The 26,916-nt window shown below is 65.6% G+C and carries 24 protein-coding genes and 2 pseudogenes; 8 read left to right on the top strand and 18 right to left on the bottom strand.

Annotation, left to right across the window (positions count from 1 at the left end; genetic code table 11):
- Positions 1-87: 87 nt before the first annotated feature.
- Complete coding sequence (locus ABRP34_RS14815; RefSeq protein ID WP_353710770.1) at positions 88-1,170, top strand: LacI family DNA-binding transcriptional regulator; 1,083 nt, start codon at positions 88-90, stop codon at positions 1,168-1,170.
- A 13-nt stretch (positions 1,171-1,183) separates the two neighbouring features.
- Here ABRP34_RS14815 and treS read toward each other — a convergent pair whose 3' ends face one another.
- The 9 genes from treS to ABRP34_RS14770 all read right to left on the bottom strand — a co-directional run bounded on the left by treS (position 1,184) and on the right by ABRP34_RS14770 (position 12,137).
- Positions 1,184-3,427: a maltose alpha-D-glucosyltransferase gene (treS, locus tag ABRP34_RS14810; protein ID WP_353713375.1), complete on the bottom strand. Its 2,244-nt coding sequence runs from the start codon at positions 3,425-3,427 to the stop codon at positions 1,184-1,186.
- A 368-nt stretch (positions 3,428-3,795) separates the two neighbouring features.
- Positions 3,796-4,119, bottom strand: a complete 324-nt coding sequence (locus ABRP34_RS14805) for a hypothetical protein (protein WP_353710769.1) — start codon at positions 4,117-4,119, stop codon at positions 3,796-3,798.
- Positions 4,120-4,155: 36 nt separating this feature from the next.
- Positions 4,156-5,262, bottom strand: a complete 1,107-nt coding sequence (locus ABRP34_RS14800; protein ID WP_353710768.1) for a LacI family DNA-binding transcriptional regulator — start codon at positions 5,260-5,262, stop codon at positions 4,156-4,158.
- Positions 5,263-5,270: 8 nt separating this feature from the next.
- Positions 5,271-6,749, bottom strand: coding sequence for a mannitol dehydrogenase family protein (locus tag ABRP34_RS14795; protein ID WP_353713374.1), 1,479 nt, complete (start codon positions 6,747-6,749; stop codon positions 5,271-5,273).
- A 2-nt stretch (positions 6,750-6,751) separates the two neighbouring features.
- A complete protein-coding gene (locus ABRP34_RS14790; RefSeq protein ID WP_353710767.1) occupies positions 6,752-7,705 on the bottom strand; it encodes a carbohydrate kinase in 954 nt (317 codons plus the stop codon).
- 2 nt (positions 7,706-7,707) lie between these two features.
- The gene (locus tag ABRP34_RS14785; protein ID WP_353713373.1) at positions 7,708-8,712 is read right to left on the bottom strand and encodes an NAD(P)-dependent alcohol dehydrogenase; all 1,005 of its coding nucleotides are present in this window, start codon (positions 8,710-8,712) and stop codon (positions 7,708-7,710) included.
- 109 nt (positions 8,713-8,821) lie between these two features.
- Positions 8,822-9,757 (bottom strand): carbohydrate ABC transporter permease, encoded by a 936-nt coding sequence (locus ABRP34_RS14780; protein ID WP_353710766.1) that lies wholly within the window; start codon positions 9,755-9,757, stop codon positions 8,822-8,824.
- Positions 9,754-10,722, bottom strand: coding sequence for a sugar ABC transporter permease (locus ABRP34_RS14775; protein WP_353710765.1), 969 nt, complete (start codon positions 10,720-10,722; stop codon positions 9,754-9,756). Before ABRP34_RS14775 ends, ABRP34_RS14780 begins: the two co-directional genes overlap by 4 nt.
- Before the next feature lie 65 nt (positions 10,723-10,787).
- A complete protein-coding gene (locus tag ABRP34_RS14770; protein ID WP_353710764.1) occupies positions 10,788-12,137 on the bottom strand; it encodes a sugar ABC transporter substrate-binding protein in 1,350 nt (449 codons plus the stop codon).
- Between the two features lie 277 nt (positions 12,138-12,414).
- On the opposite strand from ABRP34_RS14770, the gene ABRP34_RS14765 reads away from it, so the two are divergent.
- The gene (locus ABRP34_RS14765; RefSeq protein WP_353710763.1) at positions 12,415-13,332 is read left to right on the top strand and encodes an AraC family transcriptional regulator; all 918 of its coding nucleotides are present in this window, start codon (positions 12,415-12,417) and stop codon (positions 13,330-13,332) included.
- 69 nt (positions 13,333-13,401) lie between these two features.
- On the opposite strand, the gene ABRP34_RS14760 is transcribed toward ABRP34_RS14765, so the two are convergent.
- From ABRP34_RS14760 to ABRP34_RS14740, 5 genes are all read right to left on the bottom strand, one after another.
- Positions 13,402-13,677, bottom strand: coding sequence for a hypothetical protein (locus tag ABRP34_RS14760; RefSeq protein WP_353710762.1), 276 nt, complete (start codon positions 13,675-13,677; stop codon positions 13,402-13,404).
- Between the two features lie 291 nt (positions 13,678-13,968).
- Positions 13,969-14,373: a universal stress protein gene (locus ABRP34_RS14755; protein ID WP_003800481.1), complete on the bottom strand. Its 405-nt coding sequence runs from the start codon at positions 14,371-14,373 to the stop codon at positions 13,969-13,971.
- Positions 14,370-15,902: a tripartite tricarboxylate transporter permease gene (locus ABRP34_RS14750; RefSeq protein WP_003800480.1), complete on the bottom strand. Its 1,533-nt coding sequence runs from the start codon at positions 15,900-15,902 to the stop codon at positions 14,370-14,372. The genes ABRP34_RS14755 and ABRP34_RS14750 overlap by 4 nt, the downstream gene beginning before the upstream one ends.
- Before the next feature lie 9 nt (positions 15,903-15,911).
- Entirely contained in the window at positions 15,912-16,499 is a 588-nt protein-coding gene (locus tag ABRP34_RS14745) for a tripartite tricarboxylate transporter TctB family protein (RefSeq protein ID WP_353710761.1), read from the bottom strand.
- Between the two features lie 5 nt (positions 16,500-16,504).
- On the bottom strand, positions 16,505-17,506 hold the full coding sequence (locus ABRP34_RS14740) for a tripartite tricarboxylate transporter substrate binding protein (protein WP_003800478.1): 1,002 nt from the start codon (positions 17,504-17,506) through the stop codon (positions 16,505-16,507).
- Positions 17,507-17,652: 146 nt separating this feature from the next.
- On the opposite strand from ABRP34_RS14740, the gene ABRP34_RS14735 reads away from it, so the two are divergent.
- The 5 genes from ABRP34_RS14735 (at position 17,653) to ABRP34_RS14715 (ending at position 23,601) form a co-directional block, all read left to right on the top strand.
- A complete protein-coding gene (locus ABRP34_RS14735; RefSeq protein ID WP_003800477.1) occupies positions 17,653-18,537 on the top strand; it encodes a LysR family transcriptional regulator in 885 nt (294 codons plus the stop codon).
- 149 nt (positions 18,538-18,686) lie between these two features.
- Positions 18,687-19,601 (top strand): 5-dehydro-4-deoxyglucarate dehydratase, encoded by a 915-nt coding sequence (gene kdgD / locus ABRP34_RS14730; protein WP_003800476.1) that lies wholly within the window; start codon positions 18,687-18,689, stop codon positions 19,599-19,601.
- Positions 19,602-19,646: 45 nt separating this feature from the next.
- On the top strand, positions 19,647-21,257 hold the full coding sequence (locus tag ABRP34_RS14725) for an aldehyde dehydrogenase (NADP(+)) (protein ID WP_353710760.1): 1,611 nt from the start codon (positions 19,647-19,649) through the stop codon (positions 21,255-21,257).
- On the top strand, positions 21,254-22,582 hold the full coding sequence (locus tag ABRP34_RS14720) for an enolase C-terminal domain-like protein (protein ID WP_353710759.1): 1,329 nt from the start codon (positions 21,254-21,256) through the stop codon (positions 22,580-22,582). Before ABRP34_RS14725 ends, ABRP34_RS14720 begins: the two co-directional genes overlap by 4 nt.
- A gap of 98 nt (positions 22,583-22,680) precedes the next feature.
- Positions 22,681-23,601 (top strand): AEC family transporter, encoded by a 921-nt coding sequence (locus ABRP34_RS14715; protein WP_353710758.1) that lies wholly within the window; start codon positions 22,681-22,683, stop codon positions 23,599-23,601.
- Positions 23,602-23,641: 40 nt separating this feature from the next.
- Here the strand turns inward: ABRP34_RS14715 and ABRP34_RS14710 are convergent, their stop codons facing one another.
- The gene (locus ABRP34_RS14710; RefSeq protein ID WP_353710757.1) at positions 23,642-24,313 is read right to left on the bottom strand and encodes a TetR/AcrR family transcriptional regulator; all 672 of its coding nucleotides are present in this window, start codon (positions 24,311-24,313) and stop codon (positions 23,642-23,644) included.
- 93 nt (positions 24,314-24,406) lie between these two features.
- Between ABRP34_RS14710 and ABRP34_RS14705 the strand changes: the two genes are divergently transcribed.
- A complete protein-coding gene (locus ABRP34_RS14705; RefSeq protein WP_353710756.1) occupies positions 24,407-25,420 on the top strand; it encodes an NAD(P)-dependent alcohol dehydrogenase in 1,014 nt (337 codons plus the stop codon).
- A gap of 87 nt (positions 25,421-25,507) precedes the next feature.
- Here the strand turns inward: ABRP34_RS14705 and ABRP34_RS14700 are convergent.
- From ABRP34_RS14700 to ABRP34_RS14690, 3 genes and pseudogenes are all read right to left on the bottom strand, one after another.
- A pseudogene (locus tag ABRP34_RS14700) lies at positions 25,508-25,797 on the bottom strand (IS30 family transposase); the annotation flags it as partial.
- 57 nt (positions 25,798-25,854) lie between these two features.
- A pseudogene (locus tag ABRP34_RS14695) lies at positions 25,855-25,932 on the bottom strand (hypothetical protein); the annotation flags it as partial.
- A 249-nt stretch (positions 25,933-26,181) separates the two neighbouring features.
- Positions 26,182-26,895, bottom strand: a complete 714-nt coding sequence (locus ABRP34_RS14690; RefSeq protein ID WP_353710755.1) for a YoaK family protein — start codon at positions 26,893-26,895, stop codon at positions 26,182-26,184.
- Between the last annotated feature and the right edge of the window lie 21 nt (positions 26,896-26,916).

Genomic DNA, 26,916 nt, shown 5'->3' with positions numbered 1-26,916 from the left:
CCTACGATTGAGACCGGACTCACATCGATTGCTAGAAATGTAGCGGAACTCACAGGCCGCGTCAACAGCCCCCTCGGAAAGGTGAACATGAGCAGTGACGGAGCAAGGCGCCGGGACGTTACAGTTGCCGACGTCGCAAAAGCTGCCCAGGTGTCCAAGGCCCAGGCGGCACGCGCCTTGGGCAACTACGGGGCCGTCAGCGACGACGTCCGCGAGCGGGTTCTCGCCGCGGCGGAAGAGCTGGAGTACCGGCCCAACGAGCTGGCGCGCAGCATGAACACGGGGAAATCGCACACCATCGGCGTTGTGGTGGGCGACATCGAAAACCCGCATTTCGGGCTGGCCACCAGGGGGATCACGGACACGGCCAAGAAGAGCGGGTTCAACGTCATCCTGATCAACACGGACGAGAACACCGCTGCCGAAATGGACGCCGTCCGCGTACTGCTCGACAAGCGGGTGGACGGCCTGATCGTCGCGCCGGCCTCATCGGTGGAGACGGAACATTTGCGGCGGGTCCACGAATCGGGCCGGCCGCTGGTGCTGCTGGACCGCTCGGCCGACCGCCTCGCGGTGGAGACCGTCGCCGTCGACATGGCCGCCATCTCTTACGAATCGACCCGGTACCTCCTGGACGCCGGGCACCGCAGGGTCGCCTTCATCTCGACACTGCGGACCGACGCCGGGTATTCCGTGGAGATGCGGCTGGATTCGTCGCAGATCTCGGACCGCATTGAGGGGATGCGCCGGGCATTTGCAGACGCGGGGTGCGAGTTCCCTGAGGACCTTGTGCGGCTCAACGCCGGCGATGCCGGCTCTATCCGGAGCCTCACGCGGGAGGTGCTGCTGGGCGCTGACCCGGCCACCGCCGTCGTGGCTTCCGACGGCCTGATTGCCCTCAGCGTGGTGGAAGCCATCCAGGAGATGGGACTCCGAATTCCCGACGACGTGTCGTTCCTGATGTACGACGACTTCGCCTGGACCCGCCTGACCACGCCACCCCTGACGGTGGTGGCGCAGCCCGTCTACGAAATGGGCGCGGCGGCGGCGAGCGCCCTGATCAGGCAGATCGAGGGCCGCCCGCCGGTGGCGCCGGCACCGGAGTTCCAGGCCGCGCTGGTGCGGCGCGGCTCGGTGGGCCCGGTGCCGGTGGCGGTGCCGGCACCGTAGGTGCCGGGCCCGCTCACTCGGCGTCGCCGTCGTCCTCCTTAGCGCCCTCCTTCAGGAGCAGCGCCGTGCCCTGGTAGGCACCCAGTTCCAGGAAGAAGCTGTGCAGGTCGTCGACCTGCCCAACGGCCTCGCCGCTGAAGAGGTCATGGACGCTGCTGCCGGGAACCAGGTGCGTGGACTGGATGCTGCCCGCGATGTCCTGGCCGGAGAAGTTGAGCACAGTGGCCTGCAGGTCCCCGCTGCCCAGCCTGTTGACCATGACCAGCAGCCCGCGGTGCGAAACGTCCGGCACGTCCAGCAGGGTGCTGGTGGCGATCCCGCTCTGTTCCCGCACGGCAAGGATCTTCTGCAGGCGCCGGGCGTAGGATGACGGGTCCTTGAGCTGGTCTGGCAACGGGCCGTAGAGGCTGCGGGCACGGGGCATGCCGGCGGAGGAGGCCTCCGCCTCGGGGCTGGTGCCCATGATGTCGTGGGCGCCGCGGTTGATCCAGCGGGTATCTCCCTGCGCGGTGAGTTCCCGCACCTTGTGGCGGTCCAGGGCGGCGACGCCGGTGAGGTCCCAGCCGGACAGGGCAAAGACACCCGGCTGCAGGGCGTTGTACATGGACAGCAGGATGTGGACATCCAGGACCTGGGCCTGCTGTTCGTCGGAGAGGTTCTCCGGGTCCTGGATGCCCAGGGCGGCCATGATGAAGCTGGCCGTGGTGCAGGCGATGCCGTTGGTGGTGAACAGGGCGTTGTACGGAGTGTCCGGCCCCGTCAGCCGTTCCCGCAGGGTCTGCTGGACGTGCTCGGCGACTTCGGCACCGGTAAGTTCCTGGCCGTTGAGTTCGAACACGTCATCCTTGTGGCCGGCGGCGAAATGGACCAGCTCGTAGGTCAGTTCGTCGTGGTTCTGAAGGGCGTGGACCAGTGATGCCTGGTCGACGCCGATTTCCATGGCGAGCCGCAGTGTCAGGCGCAGGAATTCGGTGTCGGCCGTCACCAGGGCGTAATGGTATGCCGGCCTGGTCACGAAGTCGTAGGAAAGATCCGGACCGGCCTCCGAGGTGGCCTTGATGTCGTCGATGGTGAGGTTGAGTTCCTGGAACGAGAACCCGCCCACCTTGCGGATCATGGATCCGATCAGCTGGTTTGCGGCCTCGGACAGCGGATGCCCCTCGGACCAGCCCGGCTGCTCCTCGGCGCTTTTCTCAACACCCAGGAACCCGTTCGCGTCCAGCCGCAGGGCGCCGGTTCCGAGGTCGAGCAGTGAGTGCAGGGCGTCCCCGACCACCAGGCGCATCCCGGCAAAGGTGGGGTCCAGCCAGTTGATGGACGGCTGTCCGGCCTTGAAGTAGTGCAGATAGACCCAGCGCCGGGTTTTCCCGGCCGTGTCCACGATGGGCCGCGTGGCGCTCCAGTTGGTCTCCTTCACGCCCGGCTCGTAAAAGATCACCCGCTGCAGCCGGCCGATGATGTACCCGGCCTTCTGCAGTGCCTGCTCGGCGTCGGGGCTGATGTTTACCGAATCTTCGCCGTCAGGAACATCCGGCAGCAGGTGCCAGTCCTCTTCCGGGATGTCGATCATGTGATAGATGCCGGGGTAGTCCCGGAAGTTCATCTCGGCCAGACGGAAGTCAGCACCCTTGCCCGTGTGGCCGGGAACGATGTCATCGATCACGGTGCCGTCATGGTCGGCGGCGACCTCGCACATCTTGCGGAATTCGTCCTCGGTGCCAAACACCGGGTCGATCGCCATGCTAATGCGGTCGAAGTGCCCGTCCACGCTCGGCGTCTGGGACCACCCCCGAATGCCGCCGGCGAGCTTGACGGGACCGGTGTGCAGGCCCCGGATCCCGATCTCCCGGAAGGCGTCCCACAGTTCAGGATCACCCAGGGCGGAGAGGAAGGACTGGCCCGGGCGGGTGATGAAGGACAGCGGGTAGGCGGTGAACCAGACGGGCGCGCGTTCCACGGCGGCCCGGGGGTTCGGATGGGCATAGGAGTTCTGCCACATGCTGGCCTGACCGGAGAGCTGCCGCGCCATCACGTTCGCGTCCCCAAGCATCGCCTGGTTCCGCAGCCACTCGACATAAGCGGCGTTGCGCCCGTCGAACTCGAGGGAGGGCCGGTCGGCAAAGAACTGTCGACGGCGTGCGATCGGCCTCAGCGCCTTGGGACGTGCCGGATAGAACTGCTCGTCATAGGTGATGTCAGCCGCTTCGGTTGCTTCGGGCGCTTCCGGTGCTTCGGTCGCTGAGTCAGCCGGGGGCACTTCGGCTGCTGAGGCTTCCGTTGCTTCCGGCGCTTCGGCCGCTTCCGCGGCCGCCGTATGAGCCGGGGCCGCATCGAGCCCGTCAGGCTCGGCGGCCAAATCGTCGGCTACTGAAACGCTCTTGTTGAAGCTTGCTTCCCGCACAGATTGCTCCTTTATCGGTGGTTCCTGCGTGGCACCTCCCGGGGTGTTCTTCAGTCTTCCCGTACCCCGGCGCCTTGAGAGTATTCACATTTGTCCGCTTAGCCCACCGTATGTCGACGGCCGCCGGAATATCGACTATTTGCGTCAGCGGTTCTTTCAGCGGTGAAGGAACCCGTACGGAACCCAACTCTCAAAAGGCGGCAGGGCGAGCAGTCCCGCCCGGACTACGTGCTGAGGTCCCAGTGGGCCCGGATAGCCTCGGCGATTGGGCCGGAGGTGACGTCCACCCGGAAAGCAACGGGTGCGGTCCCGGTCTCTTCGACTATCGAGTCACGGTACACGCGGCCGCAAGAGGGACAGAGGGTGTAGAGGTCCTCATCCGCAGGCCATTCCGCCAGCTCCGCGGGAACGGAGGTGTTTCCTCCGGCGTAAACGGGGACGCCTTGTGAATTGGCCTGTATCAATCCGGCCTGGCTGACGGTGTTGCCGCACACGCAGGTGATGGTGGTGACGTCATGACCGATCACATTGGCGGTTTCAGTGTCCACGATGAACTCTCCGGTGCTGGAAGCGACCTTCTGGTATTAGCTTATGCCTGCCGAAACGGACGGTCGCCTGCTGGCAGACCGCGGACGGATTTCCCCGCTGCCACGCTCTTTGAGTGTTGCCGGAATGAGGTGGGTTGCGGGTTCCCCGGAGAAACCGTTCATCCGTGCGAACAACCTTTCTGCCGCGATCCGCCCGATTCGTTCCGCATCCTGGGCGATCACTGTAATTCCAGGGTCGACCAGGTCAGCATAGGGAAAGTCGTCAAAACCGACGACGGCGATTGAGTTGTTCATGCCGTTCTCGCGTAACGCTTTGATCGCCCCGGCGGTTCCTGCCGAACCGGCGGTGAAAATCGCTGTGGGCCGGGGACCGCTCCGGATGAGCCGGGCAATCTCGTGTCGAGCACCTTCAGTGTCCCGTAAGTTCTGGAGAACGGGTATGTCGCGGGCTGTGATGCCCGCTTGGCCGAGTTTCGCCATGAATCCGCGGTACCGTTCCCCGGCGGCGACATCACCTGCGCTTGCGGGGACGGCGCCGCAGTACGCGATCCGGCGGTGGCCGAGTCTGAGGAGATGGTCCGCTGCCTGCCCCGCGCCGGCAGCGTTGTCCGTGGCCACCGCATCTGCAGGCACTCCCGCGGGCAGCGCGCCCAGGAAGACGAGCGACGTGCCCTGGGCCGCTTCCAGGGCACGGAAGGAATGCCGTCCGCTGGCTGGTCCCAGGATGATCCCGTCGACACGGCGACCCAGGAAGTTGTTGATGATTTGCAGCTCCCTTTCGGGGTCGCAACCATGACTGGCCGAAATGACGGCAGTCTTCCGGTCCCATGCCTCTTCCTCTATTGCCCGGAGAACCGCAGCCGAGAACGGATCGGCCAGGTTTTCCACCAGAAACCCGAGCGTCAGTGTCCTGCCGTTTGCCCTCTTGAGGTTCGCGGCATCCAGATTGGGCTGGTAGTGCAACCGCTCTATCGCCTGGCGGACGCGTTCAATGGTCGCCGCGGAGACGTTCGGTTCCCCGTTCACAACGCGGGACACCGTCTTGGTTCCCACACCGGCCAGTGCGGCGACATGGCGCATGGTGGGACGCGATGGCCCTGAACGGGCCGGGCCGGCGGTGCCTGGCATTTTCGGTCTGGACATTCGGTCTTCTAGGAGCGGGCCGCGAGGGATTGCAGGGCTGCCGCGGCCCCGTCGGAATGGAGCTCATCGAGAACCCGCGCGTACGCGTCCACGAAGCGCCCGTTGTCGGCAAGGTCGCCGAAGACCTCCCGGTTGGCGATGAACGCCAGCGGTTCCCTGAGCTGCCGTGCGGCGGCGGCCATCAGGGGTTCTTTGAGCCGGTCGACGACGTCGATGGGGTTTCCTTGCTCGTCCGTGCCTTCGGCGTAGCGGGCCCAGCTGGCGACGATTGCCGCGGAGCGGTGGATCTCTCCGCCGTTGTCCAGGTTGAGGCGGATGACCGGCAGCAGCCATTTGGGGATCCGGTCGGAGCTTTCGGCGCACAGCCGGGCGAGAGTGTCCCTGACGTGCTGGTTGGAGAACCGCTCAATCAGGGTTCGCTTGTAAGATCCGAGATCGATGCCGGGCACGGGCTGGAGCGTGGGCGTGGCTTCCCTGTCCATGTAGTCAAGCAGGAACTGCGCGATCAGCGGGTCCTGGGCGGCTTCGTGGGCGTAACGGTAGCCGGCAAGGTAGCCGAAATAGCACATGCCCTGATGGCTGGCATTCAGCAGCCGCAGCTTCATCAGTTCGTACGGTTCGACGTCGTCCACCAGCTGGACACCGGCGTCGTCGAACGGAGGGCGGCCGAGGCTGAAGTGGTCTTCGAGAACCCACTGCTCGAACGGCTCGCACACCACCGGCCACGCGTCCCCGACGCCGAATTCCCCGGCAATGGCGGCCCGGTCGTCATCGGTGGTGACCGGGGTGATCCGGTCCACCATGCTGTTGGGAAAGGGGACGCTGTCCGCGATCCAGCCGCCCAACCCCGGGTCTTTGAGGCTCGCAAACGCTGTGAACATCTTGCGCGCGACGTCCCCGTTGCCCTGGATGTTGTCGCAGGACATCACGGTGAAGGGAGCCAGCCCGCGTTCCCGCCGCCTCGCGAGTGCTTCCGTGACGAGGCCGAATGTCGTCTTCGGCGCGGCTCCTGGCTGGAGGTCGTGGATCACGTCGGGGTTTTCCGCGTTGAAGTCACCCGTGACATGGTGGAAGTTGTAGCCGCCCTCAGTGACGGTGAGCGAGACGATGCGGATCTGTTCCGAAGCCATTTTTTCGATGACCGGCTCGGGGTCGTCAGGGGCGAAGAGGTACTCGATGATCGATCCGATGACCCGTGCCTCCCGGCTTCCGTCAGGATTTTTCACCACCAGGGTGTAAAGGCAGTCCTGGCTGTCCATGACCTGCTTCATGCGGGCGTCCCCGGGCAGGACCCCGACCCCGCAGATGGCCCAGTCGTGAGCTAGTCCGGCATTCATCAGCCGGTCCAGGTACATGGCCTGATGGGCGCGATGGAATCCGCCGACGCCGAAGTGGACGATGCCGGCGGTGAGCTTCGTCCGGTCGTAGGACGGTACGGCCACCGGTGCAGCCATCCCGGGCAGGGAACTGTTGCTCAGTGTTTGCATGGTCACGCCTTCTGGGCGGAAATGGAGCCGGTCAGGGGACCCAGCTCTGCCGACGTCGGCGGGTTCGCCCCTTGGCGGGAACAGGTGATCGCCGCGGCCCGGTTCGCATAGGCGGCCAGGGCGTGCAGGTCATCCGGGGACAGGTTACGCAGGTGTGGCCTGCCGGCCGCCCCCAGCATGTCCATCTGGGCGAGTCCGGAGATCAGTCCGGCCATGAAGGAGTCTCCTGCCCCAACGGTGTCAGCCACCGTGATGGGCTCCCCCGGGGTCTCCACGCGTCCCTGCCCTGTCATGAGCACCGGGCCGTTGGCGCCGCGGGTCAACGCCAGCAGCGACGGGCCAAGGTCCAGCCACGCCGCCATCGACTCCTCCAGCGTCCTGTGTGGGTAAAGCCACAGCAGGTCCTCGTCACTGGCCTTGACGATGTCACTGGCGGCCACAAAGTCCTCGGCCTGTTCCCGTGCCGCGGCCACGTCCGGGCTGATGGCCGGACGGCAGTTGGGGTCAAAGCTGATGGTGGCGTGCGGGCGTGCCGCGTCGACCAGTCCCCGTACCGACTTGTTGCCCGGGGGCAGTGCAGTCGCAATGGACCCGGTGTGGACATGGAGCGAACTCTCCGCGGCTGCCAGGGCAGGTATGGATGCTCCGTTGATGTCCCAGCCTATGGAGAACGTATATTGCGCCGCACCGGCGGCGTCCAGGGAGGCCAGGGCGGTTGAGGTCGGTTCGGAGCCGCCGACGATGCTCCGGACGCCGTTGCTGTCCAGATGGTCAGCAATCATGCGCCCGTAACGGTCCTCGGCGAAGTGCGTGACGAGTGTGGTGCGGAGGTCCAGGCGGGCGCAGCCGACGGCAACGTTGAGCGGGCTGCCGCCCGGGTGCATCTCGGGGTCGCTGTTACCCCGCCGCTGGTCATCGATGATGTCAACCAGCGATTCGCCGATGACGGTGATCATGGTCAGCGGCCCGGGTAGACGACGGCCTTGAGCTGGCCCGGCTGTTTGCCGGCTTTGAGTGCTTCCTCGGACTCAACGAGGGAGAACTTGCCGGTGACCAGGACATCCAGGTCCACTTTGCCGTCGGCGATGAGCTGGATCGCCAGAGGCCAGGTGTTGGTGTAGCGGAAGACTCCGGAGAGCCAGATCTCCCGGTTCTGGATGTATGAGACGGGGAGTTCGACGTCGTCCGCCCCCAGCCCGACGAGGATGACCCTCCCGGCCGGTCCCACGGCCTTGATCCCGGAACGGACCGCCTGCGGTGCGCCGGAAGCGTCAATGAAGGCATCGACGTCGAGCCCTTCCACAGTGTCCGTCTTCGCGTTCAGCGCCTGGGTGGCGCCGTGCTCCAGGGCGAAGGCCAGGCGGTCGTCGGCGATGTCGCTGATGTAGATTTCCGTGGCACCGAAGGCGCGGGCGGCCTGGGCGGCGATGATGCCGATCGGGCCGGCGCCGGCGATCAGTACCCGGCTGCCGGGCCGGATTTCGGCGCGTTCGCAGGCCCACAGCCCCACCGACAGCGGCTCGATAAGGGCGGCGGCCTCGTCGCTGACGCTGTCCGGGATGTCGTAGGCGAAGTCGGATTGGATGGTGACGTATTCCGCGAAGGCGCCGTCGATCGGCGGGGTGGCGTAGAACTCGATGTCGGGGCACAGGTTGTAGCGTCCGGCCTTGCACTGCTTGCACGTGCGGCAGGGACGCTGGGGTTCGACGGCGACGCGGTTGCCGATGCGGTCAGGGTCGACGCCGCTTCCGACGGCGGCGATCCGGCCGGAGAGCTCGTGGCCAAGGATAAGCGGGTGGTCCACCACGTAGTCCCCGATCCGCCCGTGTTCGTAGTAGTGGACGTCGCTGCCGCAGACGCCGACGGCGGCGACCTGCACCAGGACCTGATCGGGCTCCAGGCCGGGGACGGGAAGGGTTTCCAGTGCCATGTCGCCCTGGCGCTTCAGGATGGAGGCGCGCATGGAGGTTGGCAGTTCCGGCTGTCCGAGAACCGGTGAGTGTGCGGTTGATGTTGTCACAGGAGTGTTCCTTTGGGATCAGAAGTGGGAACGGGCGGCCGCTGCGGGGGCGTTACTTCACGGCGCCGAGGGAGAGGCCCTGGACGAGTTTGTCCTGGGCGGCGAAGCCAGCGAACAGCACCGGCAGCGAGATGACGACGGCAGCGGCGCAGACCTTGGCGAGGAACAGTCCCTGGCTGGAGACGAAGCCGGTCAGGAAGACGGGGGCGGTTCCGGCGACGACGCCGGTCAGAACCCGGGCCAGGAGGAGTTCGTTCCAGCTGAAGATGAAGCAGATCAGGGCGGTGGCGGCGATGCCGGGCATGGCCACCGGAGCGACGATCCTGCGCAGTGTCAGGAGCAGGCCCGCGCCGTCGATCTGGGCGGCCTCGAGCATTTCCTCGGGCACTTCGGCGAGGAAGGAGCGCATCATCCAGACGGCGATGGGCAGGTTCATGGAGGTGTACATCAGGATCAGGAACCAGATGTTGTCCAGGGCGCCGGTGGTCTTCGCGAACAGGTACAGCGGCAGGATCGCAGCGACCACGGGCATCATCTTCGTGGAGAGGAAGAAGAACATGACGTCCGTCCACTTCTTCACCGGTTTGATCGACAATGCGTAGGCCGCCGGGATGGCCAGAACCAGAACCAGGACGGTGGACAGGATCGAGGCGGTGGCGGAGTTGATCAGCGGCGGCCACGGGCTGACCCCGGAGCTGGCGCCGAAGAACTCCTTGTACGCGTCCAGGGTCAGGTTCGCGGCAACGGAGGGCGGGTTTGTGGCGGCGTCCGTTTCAGAGTGAAATGAGGTCAGGATCATCCACAGGACGGGCGTGGCGAACAGCAGGGCCAGCAACCAGGCGGCCACACCGGCGGCGGTGTTGTTTCGCGTCGGGTCCATCCGGGACTTGCCGCGGCCGAACTTCCCGAAACCGCGCCGGGATCCGGTGTTCAGCGCCGTGGGCCCGGGGCTGCTGTTTTGGGGTGCGGCAGGGGTGAGGGTGCTCATCGTGCTGCCTCCTTCTTGAAGAGCGAGAAAACGGTGCGGAGGGCGAAGGTCGCCACGATGATGGTGCCGATGACCACTACGACGCCGGCGGCCGAGGCCAGGCCGTATTCGTTGGCGAAGTAGAACGTCTGGTAGATCGCGTAGGGCAGGTTCGCGGTGCCCAACCCGCCGGAGGTGAGGGTAAAGACGGCGTCGAAGTTCTGCACAATGTAGATCGCGCCCAGCAGTCCGCCCAGTTCCAGGTACTGGCGCAGGTGCGGCAGTGTCAGGTGCGTGAAAATCGCCCACGGGGTGGCGCCGTCCATCTGCGCGGCTTCGACCGTGTCCATGGGGCGAGACTGCAGCCCGGCGAGCAGGATGAGCATCATGAACGGCGTCCACTGCCAGACCAGGGACACGATCACGGCCATCAGGGGCGCCTGGGACAGGAGGTCCGGCTGGGGCGGGGTGTCGCTGCCAAACAGGGACCAGATCCAGGTCAGGATCCCGTTGATCAGTCCGTAGGTCGGGTTAAGGAGGGCGTGCTTCCAGATCAGGGCGGCCGCGACGGGCACAACGAGGAACGGGGCGATCAGCAGGGTCCGGGCCAGTCCCCGGCCGATGAACTTTTTATCCAGCAGCAGCGCCAGTCCGAGACCAATGACAAGGCTGGCCAGGACCACCGCGACCGTCAAAAGGATGGTGGTGAAAATTGCCCGGCGCAGGTCGGCGTTGGTGAGGACCTGGATGTAGTTGTTCAGGCCGGCGAAACCGGTCTGGTCCGGGCGAAGGCTGTTCCAGTTCAGGAACGAGATGATCAGCGTCACCACGAACGGAAGCTGGGTGACGATGATGAGGAAGATCAGGGCCGGCAGCAGCGGCGCACGCCGAGCCCAGGCCAGGGCGCGTTCGCGGGACCTGGCGCTTTTGGAAGGTTTGGTTGCGCTGTGGCCAGGCCGGCCGATGCGCGCTGTTGCGGTTGTCATGATGTTCTCCTGCGGTTCTGTGGCCCGCCCCATTGGAGGGGCCACAGAACCGATTGGTGGGTTTATTACTTCTTGTACTTGTCGCCGATTTTTTGTGCGGCGTCCTGGCCCTTGGCCAGCGCGTCCTCCACGGAACCCTGGCCTGCAATGGCCGAACTGACACCTTGGGAGACCGTGGTGCCAAGGTCGGCGAACTCGGGAATGCCGACGAACTGGATGCCGACAACGGGGCGCTCCTGCACGCCGGGGTTCTTCGGATCGGCGTTCTCGATGGCGGAGCGTTCGGCCTTGAAGAACGGTGCCGCCTTCTGGAATTCGGCGTTCTCATAGGTGGAGATGCGCTTGCCGGAGGGGACCTTCGCCCAGCCCAGCTTGGAAGCCACGAGTTCCTCGTACTTCTTGGAGCTGGCCCAGGCGATGAACTTGCCCGCAGCATCCTGCTTCTTCGAGGCTGCCTGGACACCCCAGGACCAGGTCCAGAGCCAGCCCGAAGACTTCGTGTTCTTCACAGGCGCCTGGGCGTAGCCGATCTTGCCCTTCACCGGCGAGTTCGCGGCCTCCAGCGCGCCGGCAGCGGACGTCGCGTCGTACCACATGGCCACCTTGCTCTGGCTCATGTTGTTCAGGCACTCCGTGAACCCTGCCTGCGCAGCCCCGGCCTCACCGTGCTTCTTCACCAGGTCCACATAGAACTCGGTCGCTTCCTTGAATTCGGGGGCGTTGACCTTCGCGTTCCAGTCCTTATCGAACCAGGTGCCGCCGAAGGTGTTCACCACCGTGGTCAGCGGCGCAAAAACCTGGCCCCAGCCCGGCTGGCCGCGGAGGCAGATGCCCTTCATGCCCGCAGCCGCTCCGTCGGCCTTTGCGGCCAAATCAGCGACCTGGTCCCAAGTGGGGTTCTCCGGCATGGTCAGGCCCTTGGCCTCGAAAATGTCCTTGCGGTACATCAGGAAGGAGGACTCACCGTAGAACGGCTCGCCGTACAGCTTCCCGTCCTTGCCAGTCAGGGAAGCCGTGTAAGCGGGCAGAATGTCTGCCTGGTTGAATTCGGCGTCCTTGGCTACATTGTCCAGGGGTGCGAGCCACTTGTTCTCGGAGTAGAACGGAATCTCGTAGTTCGAGAGGGAAGCGACATCGTACTGGCCGGCCTGGCTGGAGAATTCCTGGCTGATCTTCGCCCGGACGTCATTCTCCGGCAGGATCGTGTAATTGACCTTGATGCCGGTTTCCTTGGTGAAGTTATCTGCGGTCAGCTTCTGCAAGTCTTCCATTTGCGGGTTGTTCACCATCAGCACGTTGATGCTGTTCTGGTCTCCCGCTGCAGAGCCCCCGCCCGCTCCGGAACATGCGGAGGCGGCGAGAGCGATACACAGAGCGCCGGCGGAAAGCACGGCAGCGCGCATTTTTGAGCGCATTGAGGACTCCTTTGTTCTTCAAGGGGGTGCGCAGCCACTGCACCCCGACTGCTGTGTCGAAGTACCGGACTGGAGCGGGCATTTGATCGGGGGATCCGATGTGCCGCGCTGGTGTTCCTCAACTTTAGGTCTGTGGGATACCGCACAACTAGCGTCCTGGTTGCTGAATTCTGATACAAATTTTCCATGGGATGGTCTGCGTTGGCGGTAATCTAGGCGAAGGCACTGATCTGCGGTGTCCATATTTCATAAACATCCCACGACACGGAGACCCGCAATGACCGCCCCTACCGACGGCGCAACGGCCAGGCTCGCAGAGCGGCTGCTGGGCATGCGTGCCAACCGGGAGGTCATCCCGCCGGACCCCAGCCACTCGGTCCGGTGGCACGAGCACGACTACCCCAGTCCGTTGGCGCGCTGGAACTACCACCCCGAATATGAGATCCACCTGATCCGCAAAGGCACGGGAAAGTTCATCGTCGGCGACCACATCGGCACCTTTGAGGCGGGACACGTCTCGCTGGTCGGGTCGGGGTTGCCGCACGACTGGGTCAGCGACCTGGAGCCCGGAGAGGTGCTCGAACGGCGCGACGCCGTGATCCAGTTCGACGGGAAGTGGATTCAACAGGCCGCTGTGACCGTTCCTGAGATGGAGGAGGTCAAGCCCCTGCTGGATCAGTCCGCGCGCGGGATCGAGTTCCTGGGCCGCTCGGCCCGGGCCGCCGCCGCATCCATCGAAGCCATGGGCGAAACCGAAGGGCTGGAACGGCTGCACCACCTCCTGGAACTTTTCACGATTCTGGTGCGGGCCCCGCAGGAGGAACGGCGTTACTTGGCCGAGGAATGGTTCCGGCCGCAACTGGACGGCCAGGCCGCGGCCGTCGTCGATATCGTCCTGGAGTATGTCTTCAGCAACCATGCCGGCAACATCAAGATGTCCGAAGCGGCAGCGTTGGTCGGCATGAGCGAACCAACATTCTCAAAATACTTCAAACGCTCCACGGGCCAGAACTTCAGCGACCTGGTCCGAAAACTCCGTCTCGCCCACGCGCGGCGCCTGCTGGAGCACAGCGACAGCGCCATCTCCGACATCTGCTATGAAGTCGGCTTTTCCAACCTGTCCAATTTCAACCGGCATTTCCTCAACGACACCGGCGAAACGCCTCGTCGGTACCGGCAGCGGACGCAAAACTGACACTCAGCGCATATGGGCGGCACGAAAAAGCCCCGGACCCAAAAAGGTCCGGGGCTGCGCAGGATTCTGTTACCGCTCGATGCTGACGGTGAGATCCAGGTGGATGTCCGTGTCGGCGGCAAGGCGGTCCTGGAGGTAGCGGGCGAGACCCGCGTCTGTGGCGGTGTGAACGCCCTGCGGGATCGCTCCGCGGAGGAGAGCCTTGGTGTTGGTGGACTTGAGCACATCCAACGGCGCCCAGCCACGGTGGACGGACGTGAGGCGTTCCAGGTCGGTGCGGAAGGAGCGCCGGTGGTCGTCGCGGACCGTGGCGCACATGGTGAACGGGATGAAGGCAGTAGGCAAAAATGTCCTTTCACGAGGCGGCCGGTGGTCGGCAGCCCGTTTAGCACAAGGTCCCTGCGGTGCCCGCTATTCCTGTGAAGCAGGTTAAGAGTCCGACGTCACGGCCTGCGAGCGACGGCGCCTCCGCCCGGGGATGCCTTCCGGAAGACCGTGAGCCCGTCGTTCTGGTGGATCATGGTGCGGCCCTTGCCGTCCTTCTGGTTGATCCAGAAAACGTGCGGGATATGGCTGAGGCGGGCCGGAATCCCGTTCGGGTGCCGGCCCGCCTCTTACCAAGTGGTGCTGCGGGAACTAAAACTGGCCGCCGTCGGCCTTCACGGCCAGAACGGGACGGTCTGCCTGCATGAGGATGCGCTGGGCGTGGCTGCCGAGAATGAACTTGCCCACCTGCGTGCGGTGCCGCAGCCCGATGACGATCAGGGAGGCGTTTTCCTCCCGCGCGACGTCGAGGAACTCATCGGCCAGGTCATGCTGGTACGGCGGCTGAATCACCCTGGCCGTCACGCCGGCGTCCGCTGCCTGCCGGGAAGCGTTGGCCAGGACGTCGTCCGGTGCCACGGACTTGTCCACCAGGGCGCCTTCCCGGGCGGAGTTGACGATCACCAGATCCTGGTTGCGGAGGCGGGCCTCCGCGATGCCCGCCGCGAGGGCGGCCTCCCCCGCCGGGGTGGGGACGAATCCGACGATGATGCTCATACCTTCTCCTTAATTTCTGTGGCGGCGGTGTCCGCGGGGATTGTGGCCTTGCGCTTGGCCAGCCCGGAGCGGATGCCCGGGAGCGCGGCCACAAGAACGAACACGATGAGGAGCGTGGCGGAGATAGGCCGGCTGAAGAAGCCCAGCGGGTCGCCGCCAAAGACCAGCAGGGCGCGGCGGAGGGAGCTCTCCAGCAGGGAGCCCAGCACGAATGCCAGTACCAGCGGACCTGGTTCGAAGCCGAATTTCTTCATCAGGTAGCCCACGATCCCGAAGACCACCACGAGCGTCACGTCGAACATGCTGTTGTTGATCGTGTAGGCGCCGAGCAGGGTGATCAGCGCCGTGATCGGCGCCAGGATGGCGGCCCGCACGCGGAGGATCTTAACGAAGATCCCCACCAGCGGCAGGCTCATGATCAGCAGCAGGATGTTGCCGATGTACATGGAGTTCACCACGCCCCAGAACAGTCCCGGGTCCTGCTCCACGAGTTGCGGGCCGGGGGTGACGCCCTGGATCAGCAGTGCGCCGAACATCAGCGCCATGGTGGCGTTGGCCGGGATGCCGAGGGTCAGCAGCGGAATGAACGAGGACGTCGCCGCGGCGTTGTTGGCGGTTTCCGGCCCGGCCACGCCTTCCGGCGCACCCTTGCCGAAGCGCTCCGGCTGCTTGGCCCGCTTCTTCTCCATGGCATAGGAGGCCATCGAGGCGATGGTGGCGCCGCCGCCGGGCAGGATGCCCAGGAAGAATCCGAGGACGGAGCCGCGGCCGATGGCGCCGGATGCCTGCTTCAGATCGCCCCGCGAGGGCCAGACATTTGCGACGGCGGAGGGCGCCTTGGCGGCGCGGTGGCGCTCCTCGAGGTTGTAGAGGATCTCGCCGAGGCCGAAGATGCCCATGGCGATCGGCACGAAGTCGATGCCGTCGGCAAGCTCCAGGCTGCCGAAGGTGAACCGGTTTTCACCGGTGAAGATGTCCCGGCCAACCGTTGCCAGCAGCAGGCCGAGGGCTGCCGCGATGAGGGCCTTGGTCTTTGAGCCGCTGCTGATGGTGGCCACCAGCAGGATGCCCAGCAACGCCAGCGCGGTGTACTCGGCAGGCCCGAAGTCCAGGGCGAAGCTTGCCACGATCGGGGCCAGGAAGGTCAGGCCGATGATGGCCGCGGTTCCGCCGACGAACGAGCCGATGGATGCCAGTCCGAGGGCCGTGCCGGCCCGCCCCTGCTTGGCCATCTGGTAGCCGTCGAACACGGTCACCACGGAGGAGGCCTCGCCGGGCAGCCGCAGCAGCACCGAAGTGATAGTGCCGCCGTATTGGGCGCCGTAGAAGATGCCGGCCAGCATGATGATGGCGGTGACGGGCTCAACGTTGTAGGTGAGCGGGAGCAGGATGGCGATGGTTGCCGCGGGCCCCAGACCGGGCAATACACCGATCAGCATGCCGATAACGACGCCGATCAGGCAGTACAGGAGGTTCATTGGCTCCAGGACGACTGCAAATCCGTTGATCACGGGATTCAGGAAATCCACGGTGGTCTCCTAGAAGAGGTGGGGGATGGAAGTGTTGAGCGCCGTCACGAAGATGCCGTAGAAAGCTGCCACGACGACGGCGCTGACCACGAGCGTGGAGCGCCAGGTTTCGCCGCCGAGGTAGCGCATCCAGATGATGCACAGCACCAGGGCCGGGAGTTCGAAGCCGGCAATCGGCATGAGGGCCACCATGGCGGCCAGAGTGACCATGCCGGTCAGCGGGGCCACGGACATGCGGGTGAACTTCTCCGCGTCCCGGTTGCGCCGGCCCATGATCAGCTGGAACAGCCCGAGGACCACCATCACGCAGCTGATCATGAAAGGCCACAGGCCAGGCTGCGGGGCGGACGGTGTGCCCAGGCCCATCGCAACCGACAGGACCACGGCCCCCACGCCGACGCCGATGACCACCAGGGAGGACCCCACGTTGGCCAGCGCGCCCGCGGCAGGCGGCTTTTCTTCCTCCCACTGGGCCGCCAGCTGCTCGGGAGTCAGATCGTCGGGCTCGGCGTCGGGAAGATCAGTGGTGCCGTTCCCGGCGGAGGAAACAGCGTTGGAGCTGTTCCCGCCGCCGGATAACGGTGATGCTGCCTGCACTGGAATCACTTGTTCCCGGCAAGGCTGATGCTGTACTTCTCCACCAGGGCCTTGTACTTGGCTGCGTAGTCCTTCCACTGAGTGACTACTTCCGCACCGGAGATTTCCTTCGGGGTCAGCATGTTCTTCTTGTTGAACTCCTTGTACGCGTCCGACTTCAGGGTGTCCTGGATAGCGGCCAGGAGCTTGTCCTTGACCTCCTGCGGGGTTCCCTTGGGAGCGGCGACGGCGCGGTACTGGGCCACCGGAACGTCATAGCCGGATTCCTTGGCGGTGGGCGTGTCCGGCAGGAAGGAGTTGCGCTCCTCCGAGAAGACGAGCAGCGGGGACACCTTGCCGGCCTCGATCTGCGGCATGGCCTCGCCAAGCTGGATGGTGGCCAGTTCCACCTGGTTGCCCAGGACGGCGGTCAGTGCGGGCTTGCCGCTGTCGAAGGGAACGTCGGTGCCCTTCACGTTGGCCTGCTTGAAGAGAACGGTCTGGGCAAGCTGGCTGCCGGTTCCGACGCCGGTGGTGCCGTAGGTGACGTTGCGGCCGGCCGAGGTCACGTCCTTGATGGACTTGAAGCCGGACTTTTCGCTGGCAACCAGCACGTAGTCGTCCTGGGACAGGCCGGTGATGATGTCAAAGTCATCGATGTTGACGGCCTCGTCCTGCGTCACGGCCAGCGGCGTGATGGTGATCAGGGAAGCGTTGATGAGCAGCAGGTTCTGGCCGTCCGCCGGCTTTCCTGCCACCTCCTTGCTGGCCAGTGCGCCGTTTGCGCCCGGCTTGTTGACTACGGGCATCGGTGCGCCGAGGGTCTTGGCTGCGCCTTCGGAGATGGCACGGGCGATGAGGTCGGTGCTGCCGCCCGGTGCCTGGCCGACGGTGAGGTTGACCGGGCCATTGGGGTACTTGGATGAATCGCTGCCGCCGCCGGAAACGTTGCCGCACGCGGTCAGGGCCAACAGGGTGATGGCCGATGCCGCACCAAGAATGGCGCGGCGGTTGGGGAAGTGCATCATTGAAACTCCTCGTTAGCACTGCGGGCTGCCTCAGCCCGTAGATGGTGTGAACCGGGTCACTGCCCGGCTCGCTAGATCGAGTGTAGGGACGCGCTATGATGCCTGTCTAAGCCCAAATATGCATCAAGTAATACCGGGAGAGCATCATGTTTACCTTGGACCAACTGACCGGGTTCATCGCCGTGGCCGAGGAACTCCACTTTGGCCGGGCCGCCGAACGGCTCAACATGACCCAGCCTCCACTCAGCCGCCAGATCCAGAAACTGGAGAAGTCCGTGGGGGCTGAACTCCTCGAGCGGGATAACCGCCGGGTCGAGCTGACCGCAGCAGGACGCGCTTTCCTTGACGAGGCCCGCCGGCTTATGGCGCTGGCCAACAGGGCCCCTGTGACCGCACGGCGCATCGCCTCCGGCCGGCAGGGCCATCTCCGCATCGGCTTCACCGCCGCGAGCGGCTTCAGCATCCTCGGACCCCTGCTGGAGGAGATTGGCGCGATCGTGCCCGATGTGGACATCGACCTCCAGGAGTTGGTCACCGGCGAGCAGATCCAGGGCCTGCTCACCGGCGAACTGGACCTCGGCCTGGCCCGGCCGCCTTTTGATACGGAGGTATTCGACTCCCACCTGCTCTACCGCGAGTCAATGGTGCTGGCCGTTCCCGCATCGCATCCCCTCACCGGCCTCAAACGGGACATCGAGAACGAGGACCTCAAGGACGAGCCGCTCATCATGCACTCCCCCACGCAGGCCAGGTACTTCTACGACCTCGTGGTCCGCCTGCACGCGGTCCGGCACGAAAACGTGGTGCACACCGTGAGCCAGATCCTCACCATGGTCTCGCTCGTGGCTGCCAAGCGCGGTGTGGCCTTCGTACCGCATTCGGCCACCGCGCTGGGGATCCGCGGCGTTTCGTTCCTGCCGCTGGCCAGCAGGGAAGAAGAACCGGTGGAACTGCACGCCATCTGGAACCGGGATGCCAAAAACCCCGCGCTGGCACGCCTGCTGCGCGACCTGGAGTTCGCGGCGAACTGAATGCCTTTGGCTGCGCGGACTCAATGCACCGAGGGTATCAATGGATACAAAAATGCACTTGGACAGGCATGGACGGGCCTCCCTAGTCTGAAAAGGAACCACACCACCCCAGCCCCCGCCGCCCGCGGCGCCAACTCCAAGGACATTCCGTGGCAAAGTACTCACCCCAGGAACTCGCAAGCATCCTCAAGGAAGGCCTGCTCTCCTTCCCCGTGACCTCCTTCGATGCAGAGCTGCAGTTCGACGAGGAGAACTACCGCAAGCACCTGGCGTGGCAGGCCAGCTACCCCGTTGCCGGGCTCTTCGCCGCCGGCGGCACGGGTGAGGGCTTCTCCCTCACCCCGGCCGAGTCGGCCCGCGTGGTCCGCGCCGCCGTCGAGGAAGTCGGCAGCACCGTTCCCGTCCTGGCCTCCGCCGGCGGCTCCACCGCCCAGGCCGTCGAAAACGCCAAGGCCGCCGAGGCCGCCGGTGCCGAGGGCATCCTGCTCCTGCCGCCGTACCTGACCGAAGCCGACCAGGGCGGCCTGATCGAGCACGTCAGCGCCATCTGCAGCGCCACGTCGCTGGGTGTCATCATCTACAACCGCGCCAACGCCATCTACAAGGACACCACGGTGGCCACCCTGGCCGACCGGCACGAGAACCTGATCGGCTTCAAGGACGGCGTGGGCGACCTCGAGCACGATGCCCGCGTCTACGCCAAGCTCGGCGACCGACTCTTCTACCTCGGCGGCCTCCCCACGGCAGAGACCTTCGCCCTGCCGCTCCTGCAGCTGGGCATGAGCACCTACTCCAGCGCCATGTACAACTTCGTTCCGCAGTTCGCGCTCGACTTCTACCAGGACGTCCGCAACAACGACCGCGTGGCCGTGAACCAGAAGCTCAACGACTTCGTCATTCCATACCTGGACATCCGTGACCGCGTGAAGGGCTACGCTGTCTCCATCGTCAAGGGTGGCCTCGACGCGATCGGCCGCTCCGCCGGCGGCGTCCGCCCCCCGCTGCAGAACCTGGCACCGCAGGACCTGGCCGACCTCAAGGCGCTCATCGCCAAGGTCTCCTAGTTGCCGGCCGCTTAGCCAAACCACCTATACCCAGGAGGAACCACCGTGACCCTCACCGGACACTCCCTGATCGCCGGACAGACCGTTGCCGGCGAAGGCAAGACCACTTTCGCCTTCAATCCGGCCACCAACGAACAGCTCGAACCGGCCTACACGCTGCTCACCGAGGAGCAGCTCAAGGCCGCCACGGCCGCTGCGAAGGAGGCCTTCGCATCCTTCAGCACGCTGGACCCCGAAACCCACGCAGCATTCCTGGACGCCATCGCGGACAACATCGAAGCCATCGGCGACGAACTGATCGTCCGCGCCGGCCAGGAGACCGGCCTGCCGGCCGCCCGGCTGCAGGGCGAACGGGCCCGCACCACCGGGCAGCTGCGGCTCTTCGCCAACGTCGTCCGCCAGGGCGACTTCCGCGGGGTACGGATCGATCCGGCACTGCCGGAGCGGACGCCCCTGCCGCGCGCCGACATCCGCCAGCGCCAGATCCCGCTGGGTCCTGTCGCCGTCTTTGGCGCCAGCAACTTCCCGCTGGCCTTCTCGACGGCGGGCGGGGACACCGCCTCGGCCCTCGCCGCCGGCTGCCCCGTCGTGTTCAAGGCCCACAACGCCCACCCCGGCACCAGCGAACTGGTGGGCCAGGCCATCGCCAAGGCAGTTGCTGACCTCGGCCTGCACCCGGGCGTCTTCTCCCTGATCTACGGCCCGGGCAGCAGCATCGGCCAGGCCCTCGTCGCCGACCCTGCCATCAAGGCCGTCGGCTTCACCGGCTCCCAGAGCGCCGGCATCGCCCTGATGCGCACCGCGGCCGCGCGCCCGGAACCCATCCCGGTCTACGCCGAGATGTCCTCCCTGAACCCGGTGTTCGTCTTCCCCGGCGCCCTGAACGGCTCCGCCGAACAGATTGACGCCCTGGCACAGCAGTACATCACCGCCGTCACCGGCAGCTCCGGCCAGCTCTGCACCTCCCCCGGCCTGCTGTTCGCCCCCGCCGGTGAGGCAGGCGACAAACTGGCTGCCGCCGTCGGCCGCGCTGTTTCCGCCTGCGCCGGACAGACCATGCTCACCGCGGGCATCGCCGGCTCCTGGAACTCCGGGACCGAGGCGCTCGGCGCCGCCGGGAACGTGACCATCGTCGGCACCGGAACCCCGGGCCCCACCGAGAACGCCCCCGCGCCGGCCATCTACGGCACGGACATCAGCAACTTCATCAGCAACGAGGTGCTGCACGCGGAAATCTTCGGCGCGGCGTCCCTGGTGATCCGCTACTCCTCCGCCGAGGAACTCATCGAGGCCACGAACCGGATCGAGGGGCAGCTCACCGCTTCCCTGCAGCTCACCGAACAGGACTACCCGACGGCGGCACAACTGATCCCCGCCCTGGAGCAGAAGGTGGGACGCATCATCGTCAACGGCTGGCCCACCGGCGTCGAAGTCGGCCACGCCATGGTCCACGGCGGCCCCTTCCCCGCCACCTCCGACACCCGCACCACCTCCGTGGGTACGCTGGCCATCAACCGGTTCCTCCGGCCCGTCGCCTACCAGAACCTGCCCCAGGAACTCCTGCCCGCACCGCTGAAGGACACCAACCCCTGGCACCTCAACCGCCGGATCGACGGCACCGTCATCGCCGCAGAGAAAGAGGAGGTCAACGCATGACCGCCCAGCCGACAATTGCCCGCGTGGAAGTGGTCCCGGTTGCGGGCTACGACAGCATGCTGATGAACCTCAGCGGCGCCCACGGGCCGTTCTTCACCCGGAACGTGGTCATCGTGACCGACTCCGAGGGCAGGACCGGCCTCGGCGAGGTCCCGGGCGGCGAGAAGATCCGAACCACCATTGAGGAAGCAGGCGCGCTGATCGCCGGCAAGCCGGTGGCCCGCTACCGCTCCCTGCTGCGCGAGATCGCCGCCGAGTTCGCCGACCGCGACGCCGGCGGCCGCGGCCTGCAGACCTTCGACCTGCGCACCACCGTCCACGCTGTCACCGCCGTCGAATCCGCGCTGCTGGACCTGCACGGCCAGTTCCTGGGCGTCCCGGTGGCCGAACTGCTGGGCGACGGGCAGCAGCGCACGTCCGTGCCCATGCTCGGATACCTGTTCTTCATCGGTGACCACAAGCGGACGGAACTGCCGTACCTCGTGGAGGACGCGCCGTCGGACCGCTGGGAAGAGCTGCGCCGCCAGGAGGCCATGACCCCCGAGGCCGTGGTGGCGCTGGCCGAGGCCGCGCAGGAGCGCTACGGCTTCAGCGACTTCAAGCTCAAGGGCGGCGTGCTGTCCGGCGACGACGAGGTGGACGTGGTCACTGCGCTGGCCAGGCGCTTCCCGGACGCCCGCGTCACGCTGGACCCGAACGGCGGCTGGCTGCTCGAGGAGGCCATCCGCCTCGGCAAGCGGATGCAGGGCGTTGTGGCTTACGCCGAGGACCCCTGTGGCGCGGAAGGCCGCTTCTCCGGACGCGAGGTCATGGCCGAGTTCCGCCGGGCCACCGGCCTGAAGACGGCCACCAACATGATCGCCACGGACTGGCGCGAAATGGCGCACGCCATCCGCAGCAACGCCGTCGATATTCCGCTGGCGGACCCGCACTTCTGGACCATGCACGGCTCGGTCCGGGTGGCGCAGCTGTGCAACGAGTTCGGCCTGACCTGGGGCTCGCACTCGAACAACCACTTCGACATCTCGCTGGCCATGTTCACGCACACCGGCGCAGCAGCCCCCGGCGAGATCACCGCGCTGGACACGCACTGGATCTGGCAGGACGGGCAGGGCCTCACCAAGAACCCGCTGCAGATCAAGGGCGGCGCCATCGAGGTTCCTGCTGCGCCCGGCCTCGGTATTGAGCTGGACCGTGACGCCTTGGACAAGGCGCACCGGCTGTACCTGGAGCACGGGCTGGATGCCCGTGACGACAGCATCGGCATGCAGTACTACATCGACGGCTGGTCCTTCGATCCGAAGCGGCCCTGCCTGGTCCGGTAGTACTGGAGTTACAGATCTTCCGCACGGCCAAGACTCCTCGCGCAACTTCGCGCGACGGGGCCGGCCGTGCGGAATACACATGAATAGAAGGGTCAAGAGTGGGCGGCGTTGTCTCCGGAATTCTCATCGTTTCGGCAGTCATCGCCGTCGGTTACCTCGCTGCCAGGTTCCGCATTCTGGGGCCCGAGGTGCAGGGTGCGCTGACCCGCACAGCCTTCTACGTCACCAACCCCGCCCTGCTGTATACCGTGGTGGCCGGCTCGGATATCCGGGCGGCACTCGGAACCGATGCCCCGCTGGCGCTGCTTTCGGCAGCGGCGGTGGGGCTTCTTTATTGGCTGCTGAGCTTCCTGTTCTTCCGGCGCCCCGCCGCGGAGACCGCCGTCGGCGCGATGGCCAGCAGCTACGCCAACGCCAACAACATCGGCATTCCGGTCTCGCTGTACGCCGTCGGCACCGCCCAGCACGTGGCGCCGGTACTCCTGGTGCAGCTCCTGGTCATGGCGCCGTTCTACCTCACGCTGCTGGGGATTTTCGCCGGCGCCCGGATTTCGTGGAAGAAAGTGCTGCTCCAGCCGCTGTCCAACCCGATGATCATCGCCTCCGCGCTCGGCGTAGCTGTGGCCGTGACCGGCTGGAACGCTCCGGACCTGCTGCAGAAGCCCATCGACATGCTGGCCGGCGGGGCCGTCCCCATGGTGCTTCTCGCCTTTGGCCTGTCGCTGGCCGGCCGCGCACCGCTGCAGAAAGACGACGGCCGGACCGAGACCCTGGTGGCAACGTTCCTGAAGATCGCCGGCATGCCACTCATTGTGTGGCTGCTGGGCCGGTTTGTCTTCGGACTGGAGGGGCAGCACCTGCTGGCCAGCGTGATCATGGCGGCCCTCCCTACCGCCCAGAACGTCTTCCTCTTCGCCTCCCCCTACGGCCGGGGCATGAGCGTGGCCCGAGACGCGATCCTCTGCACCACCATCCTGTGCGTGGGAACGCTGGTGGTTGTGGCGTGGGCTGTGGGGTAGGTCAGTTGGTCTTCCGCGCGGCGGGTCGGAGCAACAGCAGCTAGCCAGCCGGTGCCGGCTCCAATGCGTCGAGGATCAATTCCAGCCCGTAGGCGAATTCGTTGGCGTAGTCGTAGCCGGGCTGCATGACGACTTGGGTGGCGATCTCGACCATGTGGGGGTATTCGCCGGTCGCGAAGCGTTCCATGATGGGACCGGCCACCTCCGCCATCGGCTCATCGCCTGCTATGGGCAGTGCGGCTTCCTGGAGGGCGAACCCGTAGATGTAACTGTCCAGGAGCGAGTAGGCCCGGGCCGTCTGCTGCACGGTAAAGCCCGCGGCACGCAGTGTCCCCAGGGTTGCCTCGTGGTGCTTGAGGGTCGCCGGGCCGGGAGCTTTGCGGGATTCCAGCAGCCCGACCGCCCATGGATGCCGGCGCAGCACTCCGCGCGCCGAGTGGGCCCGCCGTCGCATCTGTTCCTTCCACTCACGCCCAGCTTCCGGTGTGTCGATCTCGGTGAAGACGAGGTCCACGAGGCCGTCTAGGATCTGGTCCTTGTTGGCCACGTAGTAGTAGAGCGTCATCGGCTTGGTGCCCATCCTCTGGGCGAGGGAACGAATCGACAGGGCAGCGATGCCGTCCCTGTCCGCCAACTCCAAGGCCTCCCGCAGCACCTTCTCGCGGCTGAGCCCCGGCCGGCCCCTGCCGCCCGCGCCGGCGTCCTTCATCATTTTGGTCCTCCCGGCCCTTCCAGTTCCGTACATTGTACGATACTTTTCTCGTACAGCGTACGAAAGCTGACTGGACATGCAGAAGGGATCGTTATGAATACGCAGGGGCGCGCTCAACGGCAGGGCACCGGGACCGAGGCGGACATGCGCGCCATCGTCAGGGAGGCCTATGGGGGGCCGGAGGTGCTGCGCCTGGCGCGGGTGCCCCGCCCCGTTGTCAAAGGCGACGACGTGCTCGTTCGTGTCAGGGCGGCCGGCGTCGACCGCGGAGCCTGGCATATGATGACCGGCCTGCCATACCTGGGTCGCCTCGCATTCGGCGTCCGGAAACCGAAGGACCCGGTTCTGGGCCTGGATCTGGCAGGAACCGTGGAAGCGGTGGGCCCCGACGTCACGCGATTCGCCGTTGGCGACGCGGTGTACGGCAGCGGCCGGGGTTCCTACGCGGAATACGCCGTTGCAGCCGAGGCCAAGCTGGCCGCGAAGCCCCAGGCCCTCTCCTTCGAGCAGGCCGCGGCGGTGCCGGTCTCTGCGGTCACTGCGCTCCAGGGCCTGCGCGCCGGGAAGATCAGGGAGGGGCAGAAAGTGCTGGTCACCGGCGCGTCCGGCGGCGTCGGCAGCTACGCGGTCCAGCTCGCCAAGGCCTACGGTGCGCAGGTCACCGGCGTCTGCAGTACCGGCAAGGTCGGGTTTGTCCGTGGCCTCGGCGCGGACCACGTCATCGACTACACCCGTGAGGACTTCGCAGCCGCCAGCCCGTACGACCTCATCCTGGACATCGCCGGAAACCCGCCGATCTCGCGCCTGCGCCGCGCCCTGACCCCTACAGGAACGGCCGTCATCACCGGCGGCGAGGGCGGCGGGAAACTGACCGGGGGCCTGCACCGCCAGCTGGGCGCCCTGGCACTGTCACCCTTCATCGGCCAGCGGCTGACCACGTTCCTGGGCGTGGTCCGCGCCGGCGAACTTCAGGACCTTGCCCCGCTCATCGAGGCCGGCAAAATAACCCCGGCTCTCGACCGGACCTTCACGTTAGCTGAGGCTCAGGACGCGCTCCGCCTCCTGGAAGACGGCCACGTGTCCGGCAAGGTGGTGCTCACCATCTGACAGGCACAGTTCGCAGACGAAATGAAGCTTTCGTCTCGGGCGGGCCAACCGCCCGGGTAAGGTCTCGCGGCAGGAGGTTGGTTTCTTCTACTTCCGTGGGTTGAAAGCCGATAATCGTGATTTCGTAAAGCTGCTCCGTGGGCTTTGGCTACCTTTATGGTTCGGTAGGTGGTGAGGCCCGTCTGACGAGGTGCTCCATGGAGGTCTGCATCCGAGGATTTTGCGTGGTCGCTGGTTGAGTTCGGTGGCGACAACACTGAGGTGTTCGCGCTATGAACGCCGAGGTCTGTTCCTCTAGGAAAGTACTGGCGGAGCATGCCATTGGTGTTCTCGTTTGATCCGCGTTGCCACGGGCTTGCGGGGTCGCAGAAGTACACGAAGGTCCCACGCGTGACTTCGCGGTACACCAGCCCTGCATCCTCCAGCACGTTAAGGGCGCGCCGCGCTCTCATGCGGCCAATGCCGAATTCCAGGCAAAGCTCACGTTCCGGCGGCAGCGGGGACTGAGGCATGAGATCACCGGAATTGATGTAGATTCGCCAACACCCAAGACCGCCTTGCTTCGGTGTTGAGTCCGGTCTTAACCAGTCCAAAAGGCCGCTTTGGATGCGTCGGATCAGAACGGGACCTGACCGAAGAACAGCGCTTTTTGACAACAAGCGCTCGGCGCCAGGCCGCCTGGACTCATGTCGGGGAAGCTGTGATCGATTCCCCGATCGTCCGCGCTCCGTGGTGCGGTATAGCCGGTGGGATGTACCACATCAATGCCAGCGGCGACTCCCCAGGACCGTCACAGCGGCGGCGATGGCGATGCCGAGGCCGATCGGGACGCTGAGATGGATCTGGAGCAGGAGTACTCCGATGGCGGCCCCGGCGAACATAGCGAGGACAGCGCCCAGCCGTCGGTTGAGTAACCGCGGCCGTTGCTTGCCCACAAGTGACTCTCCGGCGAGGGAAGTCATGGTGGAAGTAATGACCACTGTGGTCATGTCTCGTACGCCCAAATGCCGCGCAATCAGGGCCTGGGAGCCCATGTGCATGGCGATAACGGCGGCAACAATGACACCAATGGACTGCCGGCCGACGTCTTCCACGATGAGAGAGATGGCGGCGGTTCCCGTCAACGCGATACAACCCGCTGTGAGAAGGAGCGTGACCCTGCGGTTCCAGCCTTTCGGGCTTGACTGGAGCGTAAATCCGGCAACCGCCGCGCCGAGGAGAAAGGCGCCAAGTGCTACGAGTGGGCCCAGAGTTGGCAGGTTCGCCGCCCCGGCCAACGCCATCGCAAGAATCACCACGTTGCCGGTCATGTTTCCGGTGAAGATGTGATCAAGTCCAAGGTAGCCGACCGCGTCAACCACACCTGTAACGAGCGTGAGGGCCATCATGAGGATCAGTCGGAACTTTTCCGGAGACGCATTTTCTTGCGGGGTAGAGGCGGTTTTGGTACCTGGGCTGGCTACGGCTGATGTCATGGTTTAAGGGATCCTTCATCG

Source organism: Arthrobacter sp. K5 (assembly GCF_040448525.1).
Lineage (GTDB): Bacteria > Actinomycetota > Actinomycetes > Actinomycetales > Micrococcaceae > Arthrobacter > Arthrobacter globiformis.
The sequence above is the reverse complement of the archived record's forward strand: the minus strand, read 5'-3'. Positions and strand labels throughout refer to the sequence as shown.